Origin of the sequence: Streptomyces sp. NBC_01707 (assembly GCF_041438805.1) — a bacterium.
GTDB lineage: Bacteria > Actinomycetota > Actinomycetes > Streptomycetales > Streptomycetaceae > Streptomyces.
Map to the genome: position 1 here is coordinate 2,304,838 of NZ_CP109190.1, position 21,942 is coordinate 2,326,779.

Below are 21,942 nucleotides of genomic sequence, written 5' to 3' on the forward strand. Positions count from 1 at the left end.
GCTCCCAGCCTTTCACAGCGGGCTCGTACGGCGCGGAGCACCGGTCGGCGGTCAGCAGCCGTCGTAACCGGCGGTCGGCATGGAGAGCCTGCGATGCACGCTCGCCTTCGTGCGGCTGCTGTACGAAGGCTCGTCGAGACCGGCGAACTCCAGCCGTACGCCGCGCCGCTCGCACTCCGCGGCGAACTGCGGCACCGACGTCAGCGCCTTGGCGAGGACTCGGTCGTTGGGGGCCACGAACAGTTCGACGTCACCGGCCTCGACATCCGTCCACAGTGCGTGGTGGTCGGGGCGCAGGCCGTAGAAACGCAGCTCGCGGGTGACGACATAGCCCTTGTCCGCGGCCCACCGGGCGCACATGACGTGCTGGCTGCGGGTGTCCACGAGGAACGGGTCGCTGTCGAGCTCCTCGAGCGGTGTGAGACTGGCGATCGCCGCCACCCGTACGTCCCGTACGTCCCCCATGGGCGTTCCCCCCGTGCTAGGCGTACCGCGACCCTACCCCTCCGACACTCGTACAAAAAGGCGCATGTCAGGACGGGAGGCGTGCGGGGCGGGAGCGCGCGCCGCCGCCCACGCGCCGGGCGGAAGCCGGGGCGGGGGCGGCGGGGGGAGAGGGCGTCAGAGCGACGTCATGACGTGCTTGATGCGCGTGTAGTCCTCGAAGCCGTACGCGGAGAGGTCTTTGCCGTAACCCGACTGCTTGTAGCCGCCGTGCGGCATCTCGGCGACGAGCGCCATGTGCGTGTTGATCCACACGCACCCGAAGTCGAGGTTCTTGGACATCCGCATCGCCCGTGCGTGGTCCTTGGTCCATACGGAGGAGGCGAGGGCGTAGTCGACGCCGTTGGCGTACGCGACCGCCTGGGCCTCGTCGGTGAACGACTGGACGGTCATGACGGGGCCGAAGACCTCGTTCTGGACGATCTCGTCGTCCTGGCGCAGGCCGGAGACGACGGTCGGGGCGTAGAAGTAGCCCTTGTCGCCGACCCGGTGGCCGCCGGCCTCGACCTTGGCGTGCTCCGGGAGCCGGTCGATGAAGCCGCTGACCTGGGCCAGCTGACCTGCGTTGTTGAGCGGTCCGTACAGCACGTCCTCGTCGTCCGGCCGACCCGTCTTCGTGTCGGCGGCGGCCTTCGCGAGCGCGCTGACGAACTCGTCGTGGACCGACTCGTGGACGAGGACGCGGGTGGCGGCCGTGCAGTCCTGACCGGCGTTGAAGAAGCCGCCGACGATCAGGTCCTCGACCGCCTTCTCCAGGTCCGCGTCCTCGAAGACGACGGCCGGCGCCTTGCCGCCGAGCTCCAGGTGGACCCGCTTGACGTCCTTGGCCGCGCTCTGCGCGACCTGGATGCCCGCCCGGACGGAACCGGTGATGGAGGCCATCGCCGGGGTCGGGTGCTCGACCATCAGCCGGCCGGTCTCACGGTCGCCGCAGATGACGTTGAAGATGCCGCGGGGCAGCTCCAGCTCCTCCAGCACGCCGCCGATGATCTCGGCGATCAGCACGGTGGAGGCCGGGGTGGTGTCCGAGGGCTTGAGGACCACCGCGTTGCCCGCGGCGAGCGCGGGTGCGAACTTCCAGACCGCCATCAGCAGCGGATAGTTCCACGGCGCGACCTGTGCGCAGACGCCGACCGGCTCGCGGCGGATGATCGAGGTCATCCCCTCCATGTACTCGCCGGCCGAGCGGCCTTCGAGCATCCGGGCGGCACCCGCGAAGAAGCGGACCTGGTCGATGGCCGGGGCCAGTTCCTCGCTGCGGGTGAGGTGGAGCGGCTTGCCGGTGTCCCGGCTCTCCGCCGCCACCAGCTCGTCGGCCCGCGCCTCCATCGCGTCGGCGATCTTCAGCAGGGCCAGCTGCCGTACGGAGGGCGTGGTGTCGCGCCATACGGGGAACGCGGCAGCGGCGGCCGTCATCGCCGCGTCGACGTCCGCGGCACCGGAGAGCGGGGAGGTGGCATAGACGTCGCCGGTGCTGGGGTCCACGACATCGAGCGTGCGGCCGTCCGAGGCGTCGGCGAAGGCGCCGTCGATGTAATTGCGGAACGTGGTGCTCATGGAACCGGTCTCTCTCGTGGTCGGTCGGCGTCACGGATGCGCCCCGGTCGGGGTGGCCGCACCCGCGAAACGCCTCGTCAGGCGGTGGTGCGGGCGGACAGGTGCTCGTGGACGGCGGGCCAGCTGCCGTCCTCGGCGCGGGCGAAGACGATCGTCTCCCGCTCGTGGAGGGTCTCCTCGCCGGCCCGGGTGGCGATCCTGGTCTCGACGTCGTGGCTGAACACGGCGGTGGAACCGAGGTGCTGGATCAGCTGTCCGGTGGAGGTGCAGCCCAGGATCCGGAAGTCGTCCTCGGCCACCCACTGCTGCCACAGCGCGCGGTATTCGGCCGTGGAGGCGAGCCGCTGCGGCGTGGAGTGGAAGACGAAGGTGGCGTCCGGGGCGAAGGAGCCGAAGTAGTCGTCGAGGCGCCCCTCGGCGAAGGCGGCGACGAGCGCGTCGGCGGCAGCCTGGATCTCCTGGACGGGGGTGCTCTCGGACGTGCTCATGGGTGGCTCCTGGTGACGGCGGGGCGGGCGCTCAGTGAGCGGCGGCGGGTTCGGCGGTGAGGGGCTCCTGCGGACCGCCAGTGATCGGCGGGACCTCGGTGTCCGACGCCCGGACGAGCCTGGGGCCGTCCGGCCCGTACACCCCGCGCGGCTCCGGGAACACGGTGAGCAGGGCGAGGTAGAGCACGGCCGCCAGGGCGAGGCCGACCGGCAGGGAGATGTCCGCGCCGTTCGCCAGGTCGCCGAGCGGGCCGACGAACTGGCCGGGCAGGTTGGTGAAGAGGAGCGCCACGACGGCGGAGATGACCCAGGTGGACATGCCGCGCCAGTTCCAGCCGTGGTTGAACCAGTAGCGTCCACCGGTCTGGCGGCGGTTGAAGACCTGGAGGGCGTCCGCGTCGTACCAGCCGCGCCGGGTGAGGTAGCCGAGAGCCATGACGATCATCCACGGGGCCGTGCACGTGATGATCAGGGTCGCGAAGGTGGAGATGGACTGCGCGAGGTTGAGCGCGAACCGGCCGACGAAGATGAAGGCGATCGACAGGGCCCCGATGAAGAACGTCGACTGGACCCGGCTGAAGCGCGTGAACACGCTGGAGACGTCGAGCCCGGTGCCGTACAGCGCGGTCGTGCCGGTGGAGAGACCGCCGATGAGGGCGATCAGGCAGAGCGGCAGGAAGTACCAGCCGGGCGAGATGGCGAGCAGTCCGCCGACGTAGTTGGGGGCGGCGGGGTCGACGTATTTCGCGGCCTTGGCGGCGATGATCGAGGCGGTGGCCAGGCCGAAGAGGAACGGCAGCAGGGTGGCGATCTGGGCGAGGAACGCGGCGCCCATGACCCGGTGGCGCGGCGTAGCGGTCGGGATGTAGCGGGACCAGTCGCCGAGGAAGGCGCCGAACGAGACCGGGTTGGACAGGACGATCAGCGCGGAGCCGATGAAGGCCGGCCAGAAGAGCGGGTCGGCGGTCGAAGCGAAGGCTCCCGCGTACCCCGGGTCGAAATCTCCGGCGAAGGCGAAGGCGCCCAGGACGAAGAGCGCCGAGGCGGCGACGACCGCGATCTTGTTGACCAGCAGCATGAACCGGAAGCCGTAGACACAGACGACGAGCACCAGTCCGGCGAAGATCGCGTAGGCGACGCCGTAGCTCACGTCGGACTCGGGGAGACCGGCGAGCCGGTGGGCTCCGCCGACGAGTGCGTCACCGGAGGACCACACGGAGATCGAGAAGAACGCGACCGCGGTGAGCAGCGAGAGGAACGAGCCGACGATCCTGCCGTGCACGCCCAGGTGGGCGGAGGAGGAGACGGCGTTGTTGGTGCCGTTGGCCGGGCCGAAGAGCGCCATCGGGGCGAGCAGCAGGGCGCCGACGAGCAGACCCAGGACGGTTGCCGCCAGGCCCTGCCAGAAGGAGAGCCCGAAGAGGATCGGGAACGCGCCGAGTACACAGGTGGCGAAGGTGTTGGCGCCGCCGAAGGCGAGCCGGAAGAGGTCGAGCGGGCGGGCGGTGCGGTCCGCCTCGGGTATCCGTTCGACCCCGTTGGTCTCGACTTCGGTGATCGAGGAAGTCACGGACGCTCCACCTACTGTTCATGCACGGGGACTGGCCCCTCAGTCTGTGGTGCCGAACCGTGGGCGGCAATTGTGAAAATCACAAAGGGCTACCCTGTTGTCTGTGGCCAGCGACAAACTCACCGTTGAGGATCTCCTCGCATACCCCGCGCTCCAGCTCACCGTGAAGGCGGGCAGCAGTGGTCTGGGCCGCTCGGTCTCCTGGGCGCACGCGAGCGAGCTGGACGATCCGACACCCTGGCTCCTCGGCGCCGAGGTGATCATGACCACGGGCCTGGCGATGCCGCGTACCGCGGCCGGACAGCGCGCGTATCTGGAGCGGCTGGACGACGCCGGGGTGTCCGCACTGGCCCTCTCGGCGCAGCTGCACATGCCCCCGTTGCACGACGCCTTCTTCCGGGCCGCCGAGGAGCGTGGGTTCCCGGTCCTCGAGGTGCCGCTCGCCGTTCCGTTCATCGCGGTGTCCCAGGAGGTCGCCGCGTCGGTACAGGAGGATGCCCGGCACCGGCTCGGCGCCCAGCTGCAGGTCTTCGGTTCGCTGCGCTGGCTGGTCGCGGAGGACCTCGACACGCCGACGCTGCTGCGCCGCCTCGAACGTCTCTCGGGGTACGAGGTCTACCTCTGCACGCCGCAGGGGCGCCCCCTTCTGCCCGGCGTGCCCGTGCCCGATCCGGGCGTCCTGCCCGCCTCCGTCGACGCTCCGCCGACCGTGCCCGGCGGGTTCGTGCTGCCCGTTCCGGCGCCCGGCGGCCCGGCGGGGTTCCTCGTCGCCTACGAACGGGAGGGCGCCCAGCCGGCCGGGCTCGCCGTCGTCCAGCACATCGCCACGGTGGCGGCCCTGCGGGTGGCGATGGTGCGCAACGAACGCGAGACGCTCCGCCGGGAGGGTGCGGAGACCCTCGCCGAGCTGTTGCAGGAGGTCCTCGACCCCGAGGCGGCCCGGCGCAGGCTCGCCCGGCACGCGATCGAGGGCGACACCGTGCTGATCGTGGTCCGGCGGACCACGGACGAGGCATTGCTGCGGTGTCTCCAGGACCATCCGCATCTCCTGCTCACCTGGGGCGAGGACCGCTATGTGCTGGGTGCGCCGCAGTTGGCCGACCGGATCGGTGATCTGCCGGACGTGGCGGCGGGGATGAGCCGTCCGTTCCTGCCGGGCGCCGCACTGCGGGTGGCGCAGCGCGAGGCTCTCTGGGCGGTCTCGAAGGCCGTCGAGTCGGGTCGCCCGGTGATCCGTTACGGGGACGATTCGATGGGCCGCTGGCTGCCCGACGACCCGGCGGTGCTGACCGCGCTGGTCGAGCATGTCCTCGGCGCGGTACTGCGTTACGACGAGGCGCACGACTCGCAGCTGCTGGTCTCCGCCCGCACCTGGATGGAGCGTGACCGCCGCACGGATGCGGCCGCGGCAGCCCTCCACATCCACCCCAACACCCTCACCTACCGGCTGCGGCGGTTCGGCGCGCTGACCGACCGCGATCTGTCGTCCACGGGAGCGCTGGCGGAGGTGTGGCTGGCGATCCAGGCGGCGGGTGCGCTGGGGCTCACGGACTGAGATCTCACTGTCGCGGGCACAGCGGCGGCCGGACGCGCCCGGCCGCCTCCCCGGCTCCGGCATTACGCTCATGGCCAGGAACGGACAGCGGGAACCACGGGCGAGGAGGCGGACGGTGCCGGTGGAAGTCACCTGGTGGGGTCATGCCACCTGCACCATCGAGGACTCCGGAGTCCGCGTCCTGACCGACCCCCTCTTCGTGCGCCGCCTGGCCCACCTGCGGCGCCGCCGCGGGGCGCTCCCGGGCCCCGAGGCCACGGTCGCCGACATCGTCCTCATCTCCCATCTGCACTCCGACCATCTGCATCTGCCGTCGCTTGCCCGCCTCGCGCCCGGCAGCCGGCTGATCGTTCCGCTCGGCGCCGTCCGTTCCGTACCGGGGCTGCGGATGCTGCGCCGGGTGCGGGGGCTGCGGATCACCGAGGTGGCGGCCGGGGACGAGGTGCGGGTCGGCGGCGTGCGGATACGGGCCGTCCCCGCACAGCACGACGGGCGGCGGCTGCCGGTGGGCCCGCACCGTTCGCCCGCGCTGGGTTATGTCGTCGAGGGCGAGGCGCGCACGTACTTCGCCGGGGACACCGGGCTGTTCGACGAGATGGCGGAGGCGGTCGGCCCGGTCGACGTGGCGCTGCTGCCGGTCGGCGGCTGGGGCCCGTATCTGGGCCACAGCCATCTGGACGCGGGCCGCGCGGCCCAGGCCCTGGCCCGGCTGGCGCCGCGATCGGCCGTGCCGGTGCACTACGGCACGTACTGGCCGATCGGGATGGACGGGATCCGGCCCCACGAGTTCCACTCACCGGGCGACGAGTTCGTCCGTAAGGCGGCTCTGCTGGCACCGGACGTGACGGTGCACCGGCTGGCCCACGGGGAGCATGTGCGGCCGGAGGCCGCCAGGTGATCCAGGAGGTGGTGGGGCAGCTGCCCCCTGAGTCGACGCAGCAGGCCGTCGGCTATCCGTCCCTGTTCCTGCTGGTGGCGCTGGGGGCTCTGGTGCCGGTGGTGCCGACCGGGGCGCTGGTGAGTTCGGCCGCGGTGGTGGCGTTCCATCAGACGGACCCGTTCGCGCTGCTGGTGGTGTTCGGGGTGGCGTCCTCGGCGGCGTTCCTCGGGGACGTCTGTCTGTACTGGCTGGGGCAGCGCGGGGTGCGGTCCAGGAACGGTTCGAAGTGGCTGCGGACGATCAGGGACCGCGCGGCGCCGGAGCGCCTGGCCCAGGCGCAGCAGAAGCTGGACGAGCACGGTTCGGTGGTGCTCGTGCTGTCACGGCTGGTGCCGGCCGGGCGGATTCCGGTGATGCTGGCGTGCCTGCTGGGCCGGATGCCGATGCGCCGGTTCGCCCGGGGGGATGTGCCGGCCTGTCTGGCGTGGGCGGCGACGTACCAGCTGATCGGCATTCTGGGCGGTTCGCTGTTTCCCGAGCCGTGGCAGGGCGTGGTCGCGGCGGTCGGTCTGACGCTGCTGATCAGCGGGGTGCCCGCGCTGTGGCGCAGGGCGCGGGACCGGTTCAGCCGCTGACGCCCTGGGGTGGCTGCGGTGAGCGCGGGGTGCGGGCCCCGTCCAGCACCCGGGAGCCACCGATCGGCAGGTCCCAGAGGCTTTCGCGCGGATGGCCGGCCCGCTGCCAGGCGGTACGGAGCCGGGTGAGCGGTTCGAGTACGGGCTCCGCGGAGAGCAGGAACGTCGCCCAGTGCATCGGCGCCATCGCGCGCGCGCCGAGATCCTCGTACGCCTGCACGGCCTCCTCCGGATCGGTGTGTACGTCACCGAGCCACCAGCGCGGTTCGTACGCACCGATCGGCAGCAGGGCCAGGTCGATCCCGGGGTGGCGGCGGCCGATCTCCGTGAACCAGTGCCCGTAGCCGCTGTCCCCGGCGAAGTACACCCGTTGTCCGTCGGCACCGCCGATGCCGTTGATGATCCATCCGCCCCACAGGGAGCGGCAGGTGTCGGTGAGGGTCCGCTTCGACCAGTGGTGGGAGGGCACGAAGTCGAAGCGGACACCGTTCAGCACCGCCGACTCCCACCAGTCGAGTTCGGTGACGCAGGAGAAGCGTCGGCGACGGAACCAACGGCCGAGGCCCGCGGGGACGAAGAGCGGGGTGTCCTGCGGCAGTCTGCGCAGGGTGGGGGCGTCGAGGTGGTCGTAGTGGTTGTGACTGATGACCACCGCGTCGACGGTCGGCAGATCCTCCCAGCGAACGCCGACGGGCGTGATCCTGGCGGGTGTGCCGAGGATGCGGCGGGACCAGACGGGGTCGGTGAGGATGGTCAGCCCGGCGGTCCGGACGATCCAGCTGGCGTGTCCGACCCACGTCACGGTGGTCGTACCCGCGTCGGTGTCGGGCAGCGGTTCGGGGGCGTACGGGAGCCGACCGACACCACGCAGTCCCTCCGCGTCGGGCCGCACGGCGCGCTCATAGGCAAGTCTGGACATGCTCCTGACGCCCGGCAGCGGGGCGGTGAGCCGGTCGGCGAACGTGTCGGGCCAGACCCTCACCTCACCGAGCGGACGCGGTGACACGATCCGGCCGACGGGGGCCGGGCGCGCTGGACCGTCGAGGGAGCGCTCGGTCTGTTCCGTCATCGAGGGACTCCCGTCTCGGAGTGCGTCGTCGAGTGGGTCGTCGCGGGTGCGGCGGCACGGGTACGGGCGCGCGTGCAGCGTCGCGCAGGCCGTCGGGTGGTCCGTCGGGTATGCCGTCGTCAGCGGAGTTCGCCGAGCGCTGCTGCAAAAATGTTCAGCGCTCGCGCGACGTGCGGCAATTCAAGGGGCTCCACCGCAGTGAGGGACTCCATCTGCTGCTCCGGGGTCGAGCCGAGCAGCGGTCCGGTACCCAGCCGCACCCGCAGCGCACCCAGTTCGTCGCCGAAGCGGTGTCCTCCCGGGGTGGAGGCACCGAGGCGTTCGGTGAGGTACTCCTCCAGTTCCAGCGAGTCCGTGACACCCCGGGTGGCCAGCCGGGACCGGAGAGGGCCGAGGTCGGCGTATAGATGACGACCGGCCTGCGGGGGTCTGGCCAGCGCCCCCGAGGCGAGCACCGCCCGGTGGGCCGCGGCTGCGACCTGCGCCTGCAGTCCGGCGGCCAGCCGGACCCGCGCCGTGACGGTCTCCGGTTCACGCAGCGCGTGGGCGGCCGCGGCGGCCACCGGGCCCGCGACGAGGGCGCCGAGCGCGGTGAGGATGTCGAGGGTACGGGCGTGGCGCGCCGCCGCCCGCTCGGTGTCCGGGAATCTGGCGACCGCGACCGGCCAGGCGGACGGAGTCAGCGCACCGGCCAGATCACTGACGACGGTGACGTCCTCGGGGCACATCTCGGCGGGGCTGAGCAGCACCGTGTCGTGCGGCCGGTGCAGTGTGTCGCGCCAGGTCTCGTCACTGACGATGTGCATCCCCTCGGCGACCGCTGCCTCACACGCCTCGCGTACCAGTTCCGGCGGGGCGACGGTGGCGGTCGGGTCGTCGACGACGGAGATCAGCAGGAGCCGGGGCCGACCGCCCTCGGCGCGCACTCTGCGTACGGTCTCGAGGAGCGCGTACGGATCGGGCACGCCACCGCACTCGGCCGGGGTCGGCACATGGTAGGCCGGCCGGCCCAGCAGCCGGGCCTGCGGGATCCAGGTGGGGGGACAGGGGCGCGGCATGAGGACATCGCCGCCGTGCGCGGCGATCAGGGCGAGCAGCAGGGGTGAGGCGCCGGGGGCGGCGGCGATGTGCTCCGGTCCGCCGCGCAGTCCGCGCCGGATCCAGTAGGCGGCGGCGGCCTCGCGCAGGGCTTTGCCGCCGCCGGTCGGTTCGGGCTCGCTGCGCCCGGCAGCGGCGGCGAGCACGTCGGCCAGTTCGGGCAGCACGGGCAGCCCGGGGTCGGGTGCGGGCGGCCCGTACCGAACGGGCCCGCGGTCCTCCCGAAGGGTTCGGGCGGCGGCCCGCCCGGCGCCGCCTCCGGCCGGTCCCCCATCCCTGTCCTGCCCGGCCCGCTCCCGCGCCATCCCGGGCCTCCTTCGCTGTCGCTCCGTCACCCTGTCTCGTTCCCAGGGCCCTTTATACGGAGGTTTGAGCGACACCGCTTGCCCGGCCGGGCGACACACCGTCCACGGCCCGGCGGCCGGGCCGGTCGGCAGCACCCTCCCGACCGGGAATGGCACCGGGACCTGACGGCCCCATTGACACTCGACCCACCGCGTCATTACGGTCACGCCAGAATTTCGAACGAGTGACGAAATATCGAACACGTCGAGGGGCAACTCCCGTGCGCATCACCGGAATCAGCACACACGTCGTCGGCACCCCCTGGCGCAACCTCACCTACGTCCAGGTCCATACGGACGAGGGCCTCACCGGTGTCGGCGAGACCCGGATGCTCGGCCGCACCGACGCACTGATCGGCTACCTGCGCGAGGCGGAGACCAACCACATCGCCGGATCCGACCCGTTCGCCGTGGAGGACCTCGTACGCCGGATGAAGTACGGCGACTACGGGCGGGCCGGAGAGATCGTGATGTCCGGCATCGCGGTCGTCGAGATGGCCTGCTGGGACATCAAGGGCAAGGCACTCGGCGTCCCCGTCTGGCAGCTGCTCGGCGGAAAGGTCACCGAACGGGTCAAGGCGTACGCGAACGGCTGGTACACCACCGAGCGCACCCCGGAGGCGTACCACAAGGCCGCGCGGGCCGTCGTCGAGCGCGGATACCGCGCCCTGAAGATCGACCCGTTCGGGACCGGCCACTTCGAACTGGGTCAGCAGGAGACCCGGTACGCGGTGTCGCTGATCGAGGCGGTACGGGACGCCATCGGCCCCGACGCCGAGCTGATGCTGGAGATGCACGGCCGGTTCAGCCCGTCGACCGCCGTACGGATCGCGCACGAGATGGCACCGTTCCGTCCGGCCTGGCTGGAGGAACCGGTACCGCCGGAGAACCTCAAGGCGCTGAGCAAGGTCGCCGGCAAGGTCGATCTGCCGATCGCGACCGGCGAACGCATCCATGACCGGACCGAGTTCCGCGAGCTCTTCGAGTCGCAGGCTGCCGACATCATCCAGCCGGACGTCGGCCACATCGGCGGCATCCTGGAGACCCGCAAGCTCGCCGCGACTGCCGAGACCCACTACACACTGATCGCTCCGCACAATGTGGGCGGCTCGGTGCTGACCGCTGCCAGTCTCCAACTCGCGGGCTGTACACCCAACTTCAAGATCCTCGAACACTTCAACGACTTCGCGGACGCGGACATCAAGAAGGTCGTCAAGGGCGCCCCGCAGGTGGACCCCGCAACCGGCTGCTTCGAGCTCTCCCATGCTCCGGGCCTGGGTGTGGAGCTCGATGTGGACGCGGCCGCCGAATTCCCGCAGCAGCAGGCCCGGTTCGATCTGTGGGCGGACGGCTGGGAGCGGAGGAAGCCCAAGTGAGCAGCACCCACTCACGGTCGGTCACGGTCGAGCGGCCCGGCGAGCACCGGCTGACCAGCGGGCCCGTTCCCGAGCCCGGTCCCGGTGAGGTCCGGGTGCGGGTCGCCGCGGCAGGGATCTGCATGAGTGACCGCGAGGTGTACGACGGCCATCGCGACCCGGCCTACGTCCGCTACCCGGTGGTGCCCGGCCACGAGTGGTCCGGGGTGGTCGACGCCCTGGGTGCGGGCGTCGACCCGGCGTTGCTCGGCCGCCGGACGGTCGCAGAGGGCTTCCGGTCCTGCGGCAGATGCGAACGGTGCCGGAGCGGGGAGACGTCGCTGTGCACGGCCGGGTACGACGAGACGGGGTTCACCCGGCCGGGGGCGTTCGCCGACCATGTCGTGGTCCCGGCGAGACTGTTGCACCCGCTGGCCGACGACGCGGATCTGCGGGCCGCCGCCCTGCTGGAACCGGCCGCGGTGGTCGCTGCGGCCGTACGGGCCGGGGCACCCGAACCGGGTGAGCGCATCGCCGTCGTGGGCTCGGGGACGCTCGGGCTGCTCGCCGTGCAGCTGCTCTCCGCCATGTCGCCCGGGGAGCTGACGGTGATCGACCCGCGGGGCGAACGGGTGGGCCAGGCCCTGGCGTTCGGGGCGAGCGAAGCCCGCACCCCGAAAGAGGCCACCGAGGTGCACGGCCGCTACGACCTGGTCGTGGAGACGGCGGGCGCGCCGTCCACGGCCGCCGACGCCTGCCTGCTGGCGCGGCGCGGCGGCCGGGTGGTGCTCACGGGGATGTTCGCGCCGGGTGCCACCGGTATCGATCCGGTGCATCTGTCGCTGAGCCAGCTCACCGTGCGCAGTGTGTTCGGGGCGCCATCGGCGGCCTGGTCCTATGCGGTGCGGGCGTTCACGGCCGGCCTGCTCGATCCGGCGGCGCTGATCACGCATGAGTTCCCGCTGGAGCGGTTCGCCGATGCCGTGGCACTGGTCGGCGGCGGCGGTCCCGGGACGGGCAAGGTGCTGCTGCGCCCGTAGAGCCCCGTCGGCCCCATCGCTCTCCTCACACCATGCACCGATGCAGCCCATACCCGCCCACCCGAACCTCGTCCGATATCTCGAACACGAAAGGTCGCTCATGACCTCGTCCGACTCCCCCGCCCGTCGCCCCGGCGAGCCCGCGCTCACCGCGCTCGGGCTGGGCGCGCCCGCCGCCGACCCCGCCGACACCTCCCCGCACGCCTTCCCCGACGGTGGCACCTGGCGGACCGAGGTTCCGTCCGTCGAAGGCCCGGAGGCCCTCTCCGTCGTCCTCAAGGAGTCCTCCCGTCTCGACGTACCGATCCATCGGATCAGCCAGGGGAGCGGCATCTGGATGCTCAGCGACGCCGAGATCACCGAGATGATCGAGGGCTGCGCCGAACGCGGTATCGAGCTCTGCCTGTTCACCGGACCGCGCGGAAGCTGGGACACGGGCGCCTCCACCCGTACCGACTCGGGCGGCGCGGGGCTGCGCGCCCGCGGCCATGACGCGCTGGCCGGCTGTGTCGAAGACGCCCTACGAGCGTCCGAGTTGGGTGTGAAATGCCTGCTCGTCGCCGACGAAGGGGTGCTCTGGACACTGCACCGGCTGCGTACGCGGGGCGTGCTGCCCGCCGATACGACGTTCAAGGTGTCGGCACTCATCGGGCCGGTGAACCCGGCCTCATTCGCGGTCCACGAGCGGCTCGGCGCCGACTCGATCAACATTCCGTCAGACCTGACACTTGCTCATTTCACCGAGATCCGAAGGGTGTCGGGCGCACCGATGGACCTGTACATCGAGGCGCCGGACGACCTCGGTGGCTATGTGCGGATGTACGAGGCCGCCGAGCTGATCCGCCGCGGCGCCCCCATCTATCTCAAGTTCGGCCTGTCCAGGGCGCCCGGCATCTATCCGTACGGCGCGCATCTGCGTGACGTCGCGCTGGACACGGCCCGCGAGCGGGTGCGTCGGGGGCGGCTGGCCCTCGACCTGCTGGCCCGGCACGGCGCCGGCACGAACATGTCGCCACTCGGCTCCCGGCTGCCCGGCCCGCTGCGCCGCTTCACGAGCGATTAGCGGGCAGTGCGCGCATCGAGGTCGCCTTCCTCGAACGTCCCTCGCCCGCCTCAGCCCGCGAAGGCTGTCCCCGGCATCCCTTGCCCCGCGCCCGGCAGCACCAACAGCGAACCGGACAGCGGGTGCGGGGCGGCGAGCCCTGTCCGGGCCGTGGATATGTAGAGGTCGCGCAGGTCCGTACCGCCGAAGGCACAGGCCGTCGGGCGCCGCACCGGCAGTGCGACGGTCCGGTCCAGCGCGCCACCGGCCGTGTAGCGACGCAGCGCCCCTCCGTCCCACAGGGCGACCCATACGCATCCGTCGGCGTCGACCGTCAGCCCGTCGGGGAAGCCCGCACCCTCCTCGACCGTCGCGAACGGCCGCCGGTTCAGGGCGCGCCGGCCGTCGTAGTCGAAGACGTCGATGCGCCGCGTCGGGGTGTCGATGTAGTACATGAGCCGCCCGTCCGGGCTCCACCCGATGCCATTGCTGCAGGCCACCACGGGCAGCACCGGAGTTACCGTGCCGTCGGGCGCGATGCGGGCCAGGCTGCCGCCGGTCTCCGCCTCGTTGTAGCGCATGGTGCCCGCCCACAGCGCCCCGTCGGGCGCCACGGCCGCATCGTTGCCACGCCGACCGGGCTCGGGGTCGTGCACCAGCCAGCGGAAGGCGCCGTCGGGGTCGTAGAGTCCGATGCCGTCGCGCAGATTGACGACCAGCCCGCCACCCGCACGCGGCTTCGCCGCTCCGACATGCTGCTCGGTGGCCATGACCGTGCGGTGGCCGCTCACCGGGTTGTACGTGTGGACTCGGGCGGAGAGGATGTCGACCCAGATCAGCCGACCGGTCGCCGGGTCCCAGGTCGGGCCCTCACCGAGCTCGGCCCGCTCCCGCACCGCCACGTCGAGGCGCATCGCGCTCACTGCTCCCTCCGGTGGTGTCCGAGTCGGGCGGAGAGGGCGTCGGCGCCGTCCGCCGCGAGGACCGCCAGCTCCTGCTCGCGCTTCTCGCTCCAGCGGATCATCGGTACGGAGATGGAGAGCGCGGCGACGACCCGGCCCGCCCGGTCCCGCACCGGAGCCGCCACGCAGCTCACATCCGGATTGGACTCACGGTGCTCCATCGCGACGCCCCGCTCCCGCACGCCGGTGAGCACGGTCCGCAACTCGGCAGGGTCCGTGATGCTGTTGGGGGTCATGCCGGTGAGTTCGCGGCCGTCCAGCCGGGCGTCGAGCTCCCGGTCGGGCAGGGTGGCGAGCAGCATCTTGCCGACAGAGGTGCAGTGGGCGGGCAGTCTGCGTCCGGCCGCCGAGACCATCCGTACCGCATGGGTGGAGTCCACCTTGGCGATATAGATGACGTCGGTGTCCTCCAGGATCGCCACATGGACCGTCTCGCCACAGGTCTCGGCGACCTCGCGGGCCACCTGCTGCCCCTCGGCGGCGAGGTCGAGCTGCTCGGCGTACCGGCTGCCGAGCTGATAGGTGCGGACACCGAGGCGGTAGCGGCCGGGCTGGTCGGGGAGCGCCACCAGGTACGAGCGGGCGGCGAGGGTGGTCAGCAGTTCGTGGACGGTGGTGCGCGGCAGCTGGAGCTTGCGGGTGACCTCGGGCGCGGAGAGCGTTCCGTCGCCGTGGAGGAAGAGTTCGAGTACGTCCAGGGCTCTGGTCACCGCAGGGACGAGTCGCCCCATGGTTGTGCACCCACCTCTCGCGTTCGACACTCCGACCATTGGCCGGAATCGCGAACACAGGCTAGTCGCAGCGCACTTGCGACGGCAATGCCGCCGACCCACCCCGACGCCCCACCGATGCGTCGATCTGCTCCGTTTACTGCCTCTTTTGTCGGACCTGCCGCCCGAGCAGGGCGAGCAGCTCGGTCTGTGGGTCCGCGCCCTTCCCGGTCTTGACCGGCGGGGCGAACAGGCCGGTCTGCGACAGGCTCTGCACGTACGGCCCGACCTCGCGCCGGGTGAACTCGACGAGATCCTCCGGCAGCCGTTCGTCGGCGCCGATGGCCCGGGAGAGGTCCCAGGAGTGGACCACCGCGTCGCTGACCATCTGCGCGCAGTAGGCGTCGGCGGCGCTGTCCCCGTACGAGAGGTTCACGGTCCGCTTCAGCACTCCGGGGGCCTCGAACGCCTTGCGGGCCTCTGCTGCCGCACGGTCCCACACGGTGACCGGGTCGTCGCCGAGCACATCGCCGTCGAAGGCGTCACCGACCTCCGCGACGGTACGTCCCTCCGTCAGCAGCGACGGGACCCACAGCTGCTCGGTCGTGAGATGGGTGACCAGATCTCGGACGGACCACTCGGTGCACGGCGTCGATGCGGACCACTGGTCGTCCCGCACGGCATGCACCCGGTCCGTGAAGAGCCGGAGCGCCTCGGCGTGCCGGTCGAGCAGGGCGCGGGCGGAGGGGGTGTGAGATGCCATGTGACCACTGTCTCCGTCCGGAGAGCCGCGCGCGAGCACGTCTGCTGCTTCGGCGCGGCCGAAAAGGGTATCCGCAGTCCCATGTCGTCTCCGAGCAACGCGTCCTCAGCCCCCTCGCCCACCGGACTCCGCACCTGGCTGCACCGGGGCGATCTCGCCGTCTTCCGTAGCGTGGCCGGCCGGCACTGGCCGGGCGCCGGCCCCGTACTGCCACGGCTGAGCCGCAGCGCCGATCACGGGCTCCTGTGGTTCGGCGCCGCGGCGGGCATGGCCGCACTGGGCGGCAGCGCCCGGGCCCGGCGCGCCGCGCTCCGCGGGGTGGTCTCGCTGGCTGTGGCCTCGGCCGCGATCAATACCGTGGGGAAGGGTGCGGTGCGCAGGGAGCGGCCGGTACTGGACGCCGTGCCGGTGATACGGCGGCTCACGCGCCAGCCGTTCACCACCTCCTTCCCGTCCGGGCATGCCGCGTCGGCGGCGGCCTTCGCGACGGGTGTCGCCCTCGAATCGAAGGGCTGGGGTGCGGCGGTCGCCCCGCTCGCGCTGGCGGTCGCCGCCTCGCGCGTCTATACGGGGGTCCACTATCCGAGTGATGTGGTGGCCGGTGCGGCGCTCGGCATAGGAGCCGCGTTCGCGCTGCGCGGTGTCGTACCGACGCGAGGACAGCTGCCCGCACCGGGCAGACCTCCCGCCCATGCGCCCGCTCTGCCGGGCGGCCGGGGCCTGGTGGTCGTCGTCAACCAGGAGTCCGGCTCGGCGACGGCCACGGCCTCGCTGGTGCGCGACTCGCTGCCGCTCGCCGAGGTGGTGGAGTGCGCGCCCGGCGAGCTCTCCACCGAACTGGAGAAGGCCGCCGGACGGGGCCGCGCGCTCGGGATCTGCGGGGGCGACGGCACGGTCAACAGCGCCGCTGCCGTCGCCGCCGCGCACCGCGTGCCGCTCGCGGTGTTCCCCGGCGGAACCCTCAACCACTTCGCCTACGACCTGGGCATCGAGACGGTGGACGACGTGTGTGCCGCGCTGGCGGCGGGCGATGCGGTACGGGTGGACCTCGGCCGCTTCCGGCCGGGGCCGGACGGGCCGACCGGCGCGCCGGGCTATTTCCTCAACGCCTTCAGCCTGGGTGCCTATCCGGAGCTGGTACGGACCCGCGAGCACTGGGCACCGCGTATCGGCGGCTGGCCGGCAGGCGTCCTGGCTGCGCTCCACGTATTGCGCGGCGATCGCCCGCTGGAGGCCGAGCTACAGGGAGAGCGACGGCCGTTGTGGCTGTTGTTCGTGGGCAACGGTCTGTTCCGGCGAGTGGGTCCGGCACCGGGCCGACGCCACAACCTCGCGGACGGACTGCTGGACGTCCGGGCGGTGCACGGCGGCCGCACACCCGGTCTTCGCCTCCTCGCGGCTGCGGTAGCGGGCCCGTTGACCCGCTCCCCCGTTCATGCGGCGGTACGGCTCCGCAGGGTGCGGATCGCCGGCCTGGCCCCGGGAACGCCCTATGCGTACGACGGCGAAGTAGCGCACAGCCAGAGGGAGTTGGTCATCGACAAGCTTCCCGAGGCGCTGACCGTCTACTGCCCGATGCCCGTGTGAGTCATCATCGTCGTCGTCCACATAACAAGACGCCAATCTCACGATCCGACATCTCGGCGTACCGTTGGTGCCACGCCCAGCGCTTCGCATCACGCTCCGAGAGAGGACGCACAGCCATGCCGAAGGAGACCGCCGTCTACACCCACGGCCACCACGAGTCGGTGCTGCGCTCGCACCGCTGGCGCACCGCCGCCAACTCGGCGGCCTATCTGATCGGCGAACTCCGGCCGGGCATGGCGGTGCTGGACGTCGGCTGCGGTCCGGGCACCATCACCGCGGATCTGGCGGCGCTGGTCGCCCCCGGCCGGGTGACCGCCGTCGACACCTCCGGGGAGATCCTGGACCGGGCCGCCGAGGTCGCCGCCCGACGCGGCCTGGAAAACATCGAGTTCGCCACCGCCGATGTGCACGACCTGGACTTCCCCGACGACTCCTTCGACATCGTGCACGCCCACCAGGTACTGCAACATGTGGGCGACCCGGTGCAGGCGCTCCGCGAGATGCGGAGGGTCTGCCGCCCCGGCGGCATCGTCGCGGCCCGCGACAGCGACTACGCGGCGATGGCCTGGTACCCCGAAGCGCCGGTCATGGACGCGTGGCTGGAGCTGTACAGGCGGGTGGCCCGCGCCAATGGCGGGGAGCCGGACGCAGGCCGGCGGCTGCTCTGCTGGGCCCGGCAGGCCGGCTTCACCGACATCACCCCGTCGGCCGCCGCCTGGTGTTTCGCCACGCCGGAGAACCGGGTCTGGTGGAGCGGGCTGTGGGCGGACCGTACGGTCGGCTCGGTGTACGCGAAGCTGGCCGTGGACGGTGGCCATGCGACCACCGCACAACTGAACGACATCGCGGCGGCCTGGCACACCTGGGGTGAGCAGGAGGACGCATGGTTCATGGTGCCGCACGGCGAAGTGCTCTGCCGCGCCTGACGCAGCCGGGCCGGCCACGGGAATCGATCACGGGACGCTTCGCCGCCAACTACCCTGTTCCGCATGGAAATTCTGGGAACCACGCTGCGCATCTGCGTCGACGACCTGGAGGCCGCGGTGGCCTTCTACGAGGACCTCACGGCCAGTCCGGCGCTGCGCTTCGAGCGCGGCGGTGTCTCGGTCGCCGCCATCAGCTGCTTTCTGCTGATGAGTGGCCCCGAGTCGGAACTGGAGATCCTGCGCAAGGTGACGGCGACGATCGCGGTGAAGAACGTCGACGACGCGTACGAGTCGCTCACCCGCGTCGGCGCCCGGATACTCGCGGGCCCGGTACCGACCCCGGTCGGCCGGAACCTGATCGCGGTCCATCCGGACGGCTCGGTCTTCGAGTACGTCGATCGGAACCTGCCGGCCTGATCCGGCAGGTTCCGCAACTCCTGACGTCGCTCCCTGCCCACGCGCACCGGCACCTCACCGGCCGGTTCGCACGTGGGCCGCTCACTCCGGCGAGCGTCCGGTCAACTCCGCGGGCGCATCCGGTAGTTGTACGCCTCGGGCAGTGGTTCGTCGGTGAGCGCCGACCAGACCTCGTCCAGGATCTCCGCCCCCTCCCGCAGGTCCGCGACCTCGAAGCCCTCGTCGAAGACGGCACGGGCGGCCCCACGGTCGCCCTCGGCAAGCAGGAGCCGGGCCTCCAGCAGGCGGAACCGGCCGCGCTGCCGGATCGCCGGGCGCAGCCCGTCCCAGACCGTTCGGGCCTCGTCGGTCCGCCCGGCCGCCAGCAACGCCTCTATCGCCTCATGGCCAAGGGCCGTGGTGGCGGCGGTCCACGCCTCGCCGTCGTCCCGGCGTTCCGCGCAGAGGTCCTCGAACGCCTCGGCGTAGTGGTCGGCGGCCCTGTTCCGCTGGCCGCCCTCCTGGGCGGCGACCGCCAGACAGCGCAGCAGCGGCCAGCGGGACGGGGCAAGGGCCAGACCGCGCTCCCAGCTGCGGACCGCCTGGGCGCGGTCACCGGCGTGCCACTGGGCGACGCCGAGGTGGTACTCGGTGAGAGGTTCGGCGGATGCCGTCTCCAGCATGTCGCGCCAGTGCGCGGAGACGAGCGAGGGTCCGGGCGGCGTCACGCGGCGCGGCTCGGGGAAGGCGCCCTGGTCGAGCAGGTGCAGCCAGGGTGCCTGCTGTTCACCGAGGGTGGACTCGGCGAACGGTGTGCCCGGGAGCCGGTACTTGCCGCGCCGGACTTCGAGGGCGCCCCAGCCGGAGCCGGTGGCGAGGGACTCGCCGGGCTCGGTGTCCGCGTGCGGGCGCCAGACCGCGTACGCGGCGTCGACGTCGGCGCGCGGCAGGGCTTCGGCGAGGCGCTGCTCGGTCTCGGCGCGGGCCGCGGCCCAGTCGTCGCCGTGCACGACGCCCGGGTCGGCGGTCAGCGGTCCGTACGACTCCAGCCAGCTGAACTCGGCGCCCGGTTCTAGCGGGATGTGCTCCAACTGGGTACGGGCGAGTCCGGCCTGGATCTCCGCGTAGCCGACGGTGCCGGGTTCGGTGAGCCACTGCTGCCACCGTCGCCCGCCGGGCCCGCTCCCCCAGAGGAAGAGCTTGCGGCCGCGCAGCGTGTCGGTGGAGGTCTGGACGAGTCCGTGACCGTCCTCGTCGAGGGAGGCGATCCAGCGGCGGGTGCCGTCGGGCACCTCGTAGAAGTAGTCGGCGGGGAAGTCGCTGCGCAGCGGGTACGTACGGTCGACGGAGCCGGTCTCCGGCACGGGCACCCGGGTGAGGGTCCGCTCGTAGCCGAAGTGCCAGGCCTCGTCGGCCGGGGCGAGGACCCGTGACCGCGCGCCCTCGGGGACGGCGATGTTGGACCACCAGTAGACGGGCGCGGTGTGCTCGTGCGGATTGCGTATCCGTACCCCGACGTGGAGGAAGTCGGAGTCCTCCGGCAGCCACAGGTCCACCTGGAACGGCAGGTCGCGCAGCCGCTCCCACTCCCAGAGACGGACCATTTCACCGCCGTCGGGCGCGGTGACGCGGGCGGCGTGCACCGGGGCGCAGGACAGCGTGGTGTGGCCGGTCGCGCCGATGTTCCACTCGATGCCGCCGGAGAACCAGGCGCCGTTGAGGGCGAAGTCGGCAGGCTGCAGGACGGGGTTGGTGTAGAGCAGCTCCCGGCCGGTCGGCTTGTGGTGAAGGGAGTGGATCCGGCCGCCGAGCCCGGGCAGGACGGTGGCCCGGAGCCGGTCGTTCTCGATGACGATCGCGTCCAGACCGGTGGGGGTCCGCTCGCGCCCGTACCCGTCGAGAATGCGCACAGGCAGGACGGTGGTCAGCGGCTCGTAGCCGATCTGCCGCGCCATGTCACGCGGCAGCCCGGCCCGGTCACGGTCGTCGACGACATGCATCTCGTCGAGCGGCCGCAGCGCGGGCAGCGGGTTCTCCGGGCCCAGCGGTGCGGCGGGCAGAGTCAGTACGGCACGTCGTACGGTCGTGGCCAAAGCAACCTCGCTCCCTCGCGCGGGCCGCCGCAGGTCCGGGCGCCCCCGATGACCATGGAACACTCTCGAAGCCGCCCCGACCAGGGGCGTCGCCGTCAGACTTCGGCAAAGGCCGCCACCGGCGTCGACGGCGGCAATATTCCGCGTGCGTCCCGTCCTCGCCGTCGTAGCCTTGCTCCCCAACGGTTCATGCGACAGAGGCGGCAGAACGGGATGAGCACCCAGCACACCTACCGAGTGATCGTGCGCGGCACCTGGGAGGGCCTCACGGACGAGGCCCGCGCCCGTCTGCTGGCCGAGGTGGAGCAGCACGGCCTGGAGGCCATGCAGTTCACCGAGGAGGGTTCGCTCACCTACGACACGGTGCTCAAGCACTTCAGCTTCCGGTACGTGGTCGTGTCGGACGCCGAGGACGGCGAAGAGATGGCATCCGCGATCGCCGAGGACCGGGCGGAAACGACGCTGAAGGAGCACGGGTACGGCCACGGGCGCCTGCGTTCCACCGCGACGGACATGGACACAATGAAAATCAACTACAAGGGGCGCTGAGCGGCGGCTCGCGGCGCGACACCACACCGAGGGTCGCAGCATGAGTTCCTCCGACGCACACGTCATTGTCCGTGGACAGGCACAGGCAGTTCTGATCAAGGTGTGGCTGTTGCGGGACTACGGCGAGCGCATTGCCTCCGATCCCTCGTTCACCAGGGTCTTTGACGGGGCGCTCCACCTGGCGGACAGGCGCTTCGCCATCGGTGAGGTGTTGGGAGGGAGCCGGTTCGTCACGTACATCGGGGGGATCGCAACGGTGGCGAGTGCGGGTCGCATCGGACGATCCGAAGGTGTATGTGCGTGCTGGGGCCCAGCAGCGGAGAGTCGTGACGTCCCGCGCCTTGTGGATCGGGTGGCCCCAGCCCCTCGGCGAGGGTCCGTCCGCCGGCGGGGCGCTCACTGTCGTCATGTGCGACGTCGTGACCAGGGGTCCGACAATCGGTTGCCGCGCGGAAGGTGAGCGGACGCGTTACCGGGCAAGGTGCGGTGGGTGGTACGTCGAGAGGAGTGCCGAAGGAGATTCGGTCCCGCGACGTTCACGCCCCGGACATCGGCGACGGCCGGTCAGCCCGCACGAGCCCGCAGCCTGACACCACGTCGGCGGCACTCGGCGCACGCCTTCCCACGACCCGCACGCGCCCGCCGGTACGACACGGCCGTCGTCGAGCCTCTCGGTCTCGACGTAGGTGACATCGTCTTTGGTGAACACCCGTTTCGAGGGCGTGGTCGCGAAACTCATCGACAAGGCTGGACAGTCCGCTTCACCGACAGCAGCTCTGTCAACAGGTCGGTCATGCCTGACATCAGCAGCTGACACCG

20 protein-coding genes are annotated in these 21,942 nt (G+C 71.6%); 10 read left to right on the plus strand and 10 right to left on the minus strand.

Annotated features, from left to right (window positions below; genetic code table 11):
* Positions 1–51: 51 nt before the first annotated feature.
* From OG963_RS10395 to OG963_RS10410, 4 genes are all read right to left on the minus strand, one after another.
* Positions 52–465, minus strand: a complete 414-nt coding sequence (locus OG963_RS10395) for a hypothetical protein (protein WP_030916264.1) — start codon at positions 463–465, stop codon at positions 52–54.
* A 156-nt stretch (positions 466–621) separates the two neighbouring features.
* Positions 622–2,061 (minus strand): gamma-aminobutyraldehyde dehydrogenase, encoded by a 1,440-nt coding sequence (locus OG963_RS10400; RefSeq protein ID WP_093778935.1) that lies wholly within the window; start codon positions 2,059–2,061, stop codon positions 622–624.
* 77 nt (positions 2,062–2,138) lie between these two features.
* The gene (locus tag OG963_RS10405) at positions 2,139–2,549 is read right to left on the minus strand and encodes a nuclear transport factor 2 family protein (protein WP_093778933.1); all 411 of its coding nucleotides are present in this window, start codon (positions 2,547–2,549) and stop codon (positions 2,139–2,141) included.
* A 31-nt stretch (positions 2,550–2,580) separates the two neighbouring features.
* Entirely contained in the window at positions 2,581–4,119 is a 1,539-nt protein-coding gene (locus OG963_RS10410) for a cytosine permease (protein ID WP_371798796.1), read from the minus strand.
* A 103-nt stretch (positions 4,120–4,222) separates the two neighbouring features.
* Here OG963_RS10410 and OG963_RS10415 point away from each other — a divergent pair, with 103 nt between their 5' ends.
* The 3 genes from OG963_RS10415 (at position 4,223) to OG963_RS10425 (ending at position 7,189) form a co-directional block, all read left to right on the plus strand.
* On the plus strand, positions 4,223–5,674 hold the full coding sequence (locus OG963_RS10415; protein WP_319740594.1) for a PucR family transcriptional regulator: 1,452 nt from the start codon (positions 4,223–4,225) through the stop codon (positions 5,672–5,674).
* Between the two features lie 115 nt (positions 5,675–5,789).
* Complete coding sequence (locus OG963_RS10420; RefSeq protein WP_030916278.1) at positions 5,790–6,572, plus strand: MBL fold metallo-hydrolase; 783 nt, start codon at positions 5,790–5,792, stop codon at positions 6,570–6,572.
* Complete coding sequence (locus tag OG963_RS10425; protein WP_371798797.1) at positions 6,569–7,189, plus strand: DedA family protein; 621 nt, start codon at positions 6,569–6,571, stop codon at positions 7,187–7,189. The genes OG963_RS10420 and OG963_RS10425 overlap by 4 nt, the downstream gene beginning before the upstream one ends.
* Here OG963_RS10425 and OG963_RS10430 read toward each other — a convergent pair.
* Both OG963_RS10430 and OG963_RS10435 read right to left on the minus strand, forming a co-directional pair.
* Entirely contained in the window at positions 7,179–8,258 is a 1,080-nt protein-coding gene (locus tag OG963_RS10430) for an MBL fold metallo-hydrolase (RefSeq protein ID WP_093778927.1), read from the minus strand. The genes OG963_RS10425 and OG963_RS10430 overlap by 11 nt on opposite strands.
* Positions 8,259–8,377: 119 nt before the next feature.
* The gene (locus tag OG963_RS10435; protein WP_371798798.1) at positions 8,378–9,661 is read right to left on the minus strand and encodes an aminotransferase class I/II-fold pyridoxal phosphate-dependent enzyme; all 1,284 of its coding nucleotides are present in this window, start codon (positions 9,659–9,661) and stop codon (positions 8,378–8,380) included.
* A gap of 260 nt (positions 9,662–9,921) precedes the next feature.
* Here OG963_RS10435 and OG963_RS10440 point away from each other — a divergent pair, with 260 nt between their 5' ends.
* The 3 genes from OG963_RS10440 to OG963_RS10450 all read left to right on the plus strand — a co-directional run bounded on the left by OG963_RS10440 (position 9,922) and on the right by OG963_RS10450 (position 13,158).
* Positions 9,922–11,076, plus strand: coding sequence for a mandelate racemase/muconate lactonizing enzyme family protein (locus tag OG963_RS10440; protein WP_093778925.1), 1,155 nt, complete (start codon positions 9,922–9,924; stop codon positions 11,074–11,076).
* Entirely contained in the window at positions 11,073–12,095 is a 1,023-nt protein-coding gene (locus OG963_RS10445; RefSeq protein ID WP_093778923.1) for a zinc-binding dehydrogenase, read from the plus strand. The genes OG963_RS10440 and OG963_RS10445 overlap by 4 nt, the downstream gene beginning before the upstream one ends.
* 100 nt (positions 12,096–12,195) lie before the next feature.
* Complete coding sequence (locus tag OG963_RS10450; protein ID WP_093778921.1) at positions 12,196–13,158, plus strand: hypothetical protein; 963 nt, start codon at positions 12,196–12,198, stop codon at positions 13,156–13,158.
* A 50-nt stretch (positions 13,159–13,208) separates the two neighbouring features.
* Here OG963_RS10450 and OG963_RS10455 read toward each other — a convergent pair whose 3' ends face one another.
* The 3 genes from OG963_RS10455 to OG963_RS10465 form a co-directional block, all read right to left on the minus strand.
* A complete protein-coding gene (locus tag OG963_RS10455) occupies positions 13,209–14,051 on the minus strand; it encodes an SMP-30/gluconolactonase/LRE family protein (RefSeq protein WP_093778919.1) in 843 nt (280 codons plus the stop codon).
* 5 nt (positions 14,052–14,056) lie between these two features.
* Positions 14,057–14,830, minus strand: a complete 774-nt coding sequence (locus OG963_RS10460) for an IclR family transcriptional regulator (RefSeq protein WP_030916301.1) — start codon at positions 14,828–14,830, stop codon at positions 14,057–14,059.
* Between the two features lie 136 nt (positions 14,831–14,966).
* A complete protein-coding gene (locus tag OG963_RS10465) occupies positions 14,967–15,572 on the minus strand; it encodes a TIGR03086 family metal-binding protein (RefSeq protein ID WP_093778917.1) in 606 nt (201 codons plus the stop codon).
* An 81-nt stretch (positions 15,573–15,653) separates the two neighbouring features.
* Between OG963_RS10465 and OG963_RS10470 the strand changes: the two genes are divergently transcribed.
* From OG963_RS10470 to OG963_RS10480, 3 genes are all read left to right on the plus strand, one after another.
* Entirely contained in the window at positions 15,654–17,159 is a 1,506-nt protein-coding gene (locus OG963_RS10470) for a bifunctional phosphatase PAP2/diacylglycerol kinase family protein (protein ID WP_371798799.1), read from the plus strand.
* A gap of 116 nt (positions 17,160–17,275) precedes the next feature.
* Complete coding sequence (locus tag OG963_RS10475) at positions 17,276–18,085, plus strand: class I SAM-dependent methyltransferase (RefSeq protein ID WP_093778913.1); 810 nt, start codon at positions 17,276–17,278, stop codon at positions 18,083–18,085.
* A gap of 63 nt (positions 18,086–18,148) precedes the next feature.
* Complete coding sequence (locus OG963_RS10480; protein ID WP_030916314.1) at positions 18,149–18,502, plus strand: VOC family protein; 354 nt, start codon at positions 18,149–18,151, stop codon at positions 18,500–18,502.
* Positions 18,503–18,603: 101 nt separating this feature from the next.
* Here OG963_RS10480 and OG963_RS10485 read toward each other — a convergent pair whose 3' ends face one another.
* Positions 18,604–20,574 (minus strand): DUF5107 domain-containing protein, encoded by a 1,971-nt coding sequence (locus OG963_RS10485; protein WP_093931065.1) that lies wholly within the window; start codon positions 20,572–20,574, stop codon positions 18,604–18,606.
* 213 nt (positions 20,575–20,787) lie between these two features.
* Here OG963_RS10485 and OG963_RS10490 point away from each other — a divergent pair, with 213 nt between their 5' ends.
* Positions 20,788–21,123: a DUF6204 family protein gene (locus tag OG963_RS10490; protein WP_030916319.1), complete on the plus strand. Its 336-nt coding sequence runs from the start codon at positions 20,788–20,790 to the stop codon at positions 21,121–21,123.
* The last annotated feature ends 819 nt before the right edge of the window (positions 21,124–21,942 follow it).

Bases quoted from the DNA above. Each gene is read 5' to 3' on its own strand.
- OG963_RS10465 (WP_093778917.1), bottom strand. From the start codon at position 15,572: ATGGCATCTCACACCCCCTCCGCCCGCGCCCTGCTCGACCGGCACGCC.
- OG963_RS10400 (WP_093778935.1), bottom strand. From the start codon at position 2,061: ATGAGCACCACGTTCCGCAATTACATCGACGGCGCCTTCGCCGACGCC.
- OG963_RS10430 (WP_093778927.1), bottom strand. From the start codon at position 8,258: ATGACGGAACAGACCGAGCGCTCCCTCGACGGTCCAGCGCGCCCGGCC.
- OG963_RS10405 (WP_093778933.1), bottom strand. From the start codon at position 2,549: ATGAGCACGTCCGAGAGCACCCCCGTCCAGGAGATCCAGGCTGCCGCC.
- OG963_RS10395 (WP_030916264.1), bottom strand. From the start codon at position 465: ATGGGGGACGTACGGGACGTACGGGTGGCGGCGATCGCCAGTCTCACA.
- OG963_RS10490 (WP_030916319.1), top strand. From the start codon at position 20,788: ATGAGCACCCAGCACACCTACCGAGTGATCGTGCGCGGCACCTGGGAG.
- OG963_RS10455 (WP_093778919.1), bottom strand. From the start codon at position 14,051: ATGCGCCTCGACGTGGCGGTGCGGGAGCGGGCCGAGCTCGGTGAGGGC.
- OG963_RS10435 (WP_371798798.1), bottom strand. From the start codon at position 9,661: ATGGCGCGGGAGCGGGCCGGGCAGGACAGGGATGGGGGACCGGCCGGA.
- OG963_RS10460 (WP_030916301.1), bottom strand. From the start codon at position 14,830: ATGGGGCGACTCGTCCCTGCGGTGACCAGAGCCCTGGACGTACTCGAA.
- OG963_RS10480 (WP_030916314.1), top strand. From the start codon at position 18,149: ATGGAAATTCTGGGAACCACGCTGCGCATCTGCGTCGACGACCTGGAG.
- OG963_RS10450 (WP_093778921.1), top strand. From the start codon at position 12,196: ATGACCTCGTCCGACTCCCCCGCCCGTCGCCCCGGCGAGCCCGCGCTC.
- OG963_RS10470 (WP_371798799.1), top strand. From the start codon at position 15,654: ATGTCGTCTCCGAGCAACGCGTCCTCAGCCCCCTCGCCCACCGGACTC.
- OG963_RS10475 (WP_093778913.1), top strand. From the start codon at position 17,276: ATGCCGAAGGAGACCGCCGTCTACACCCACGGCCACCACGAGTCGGTG.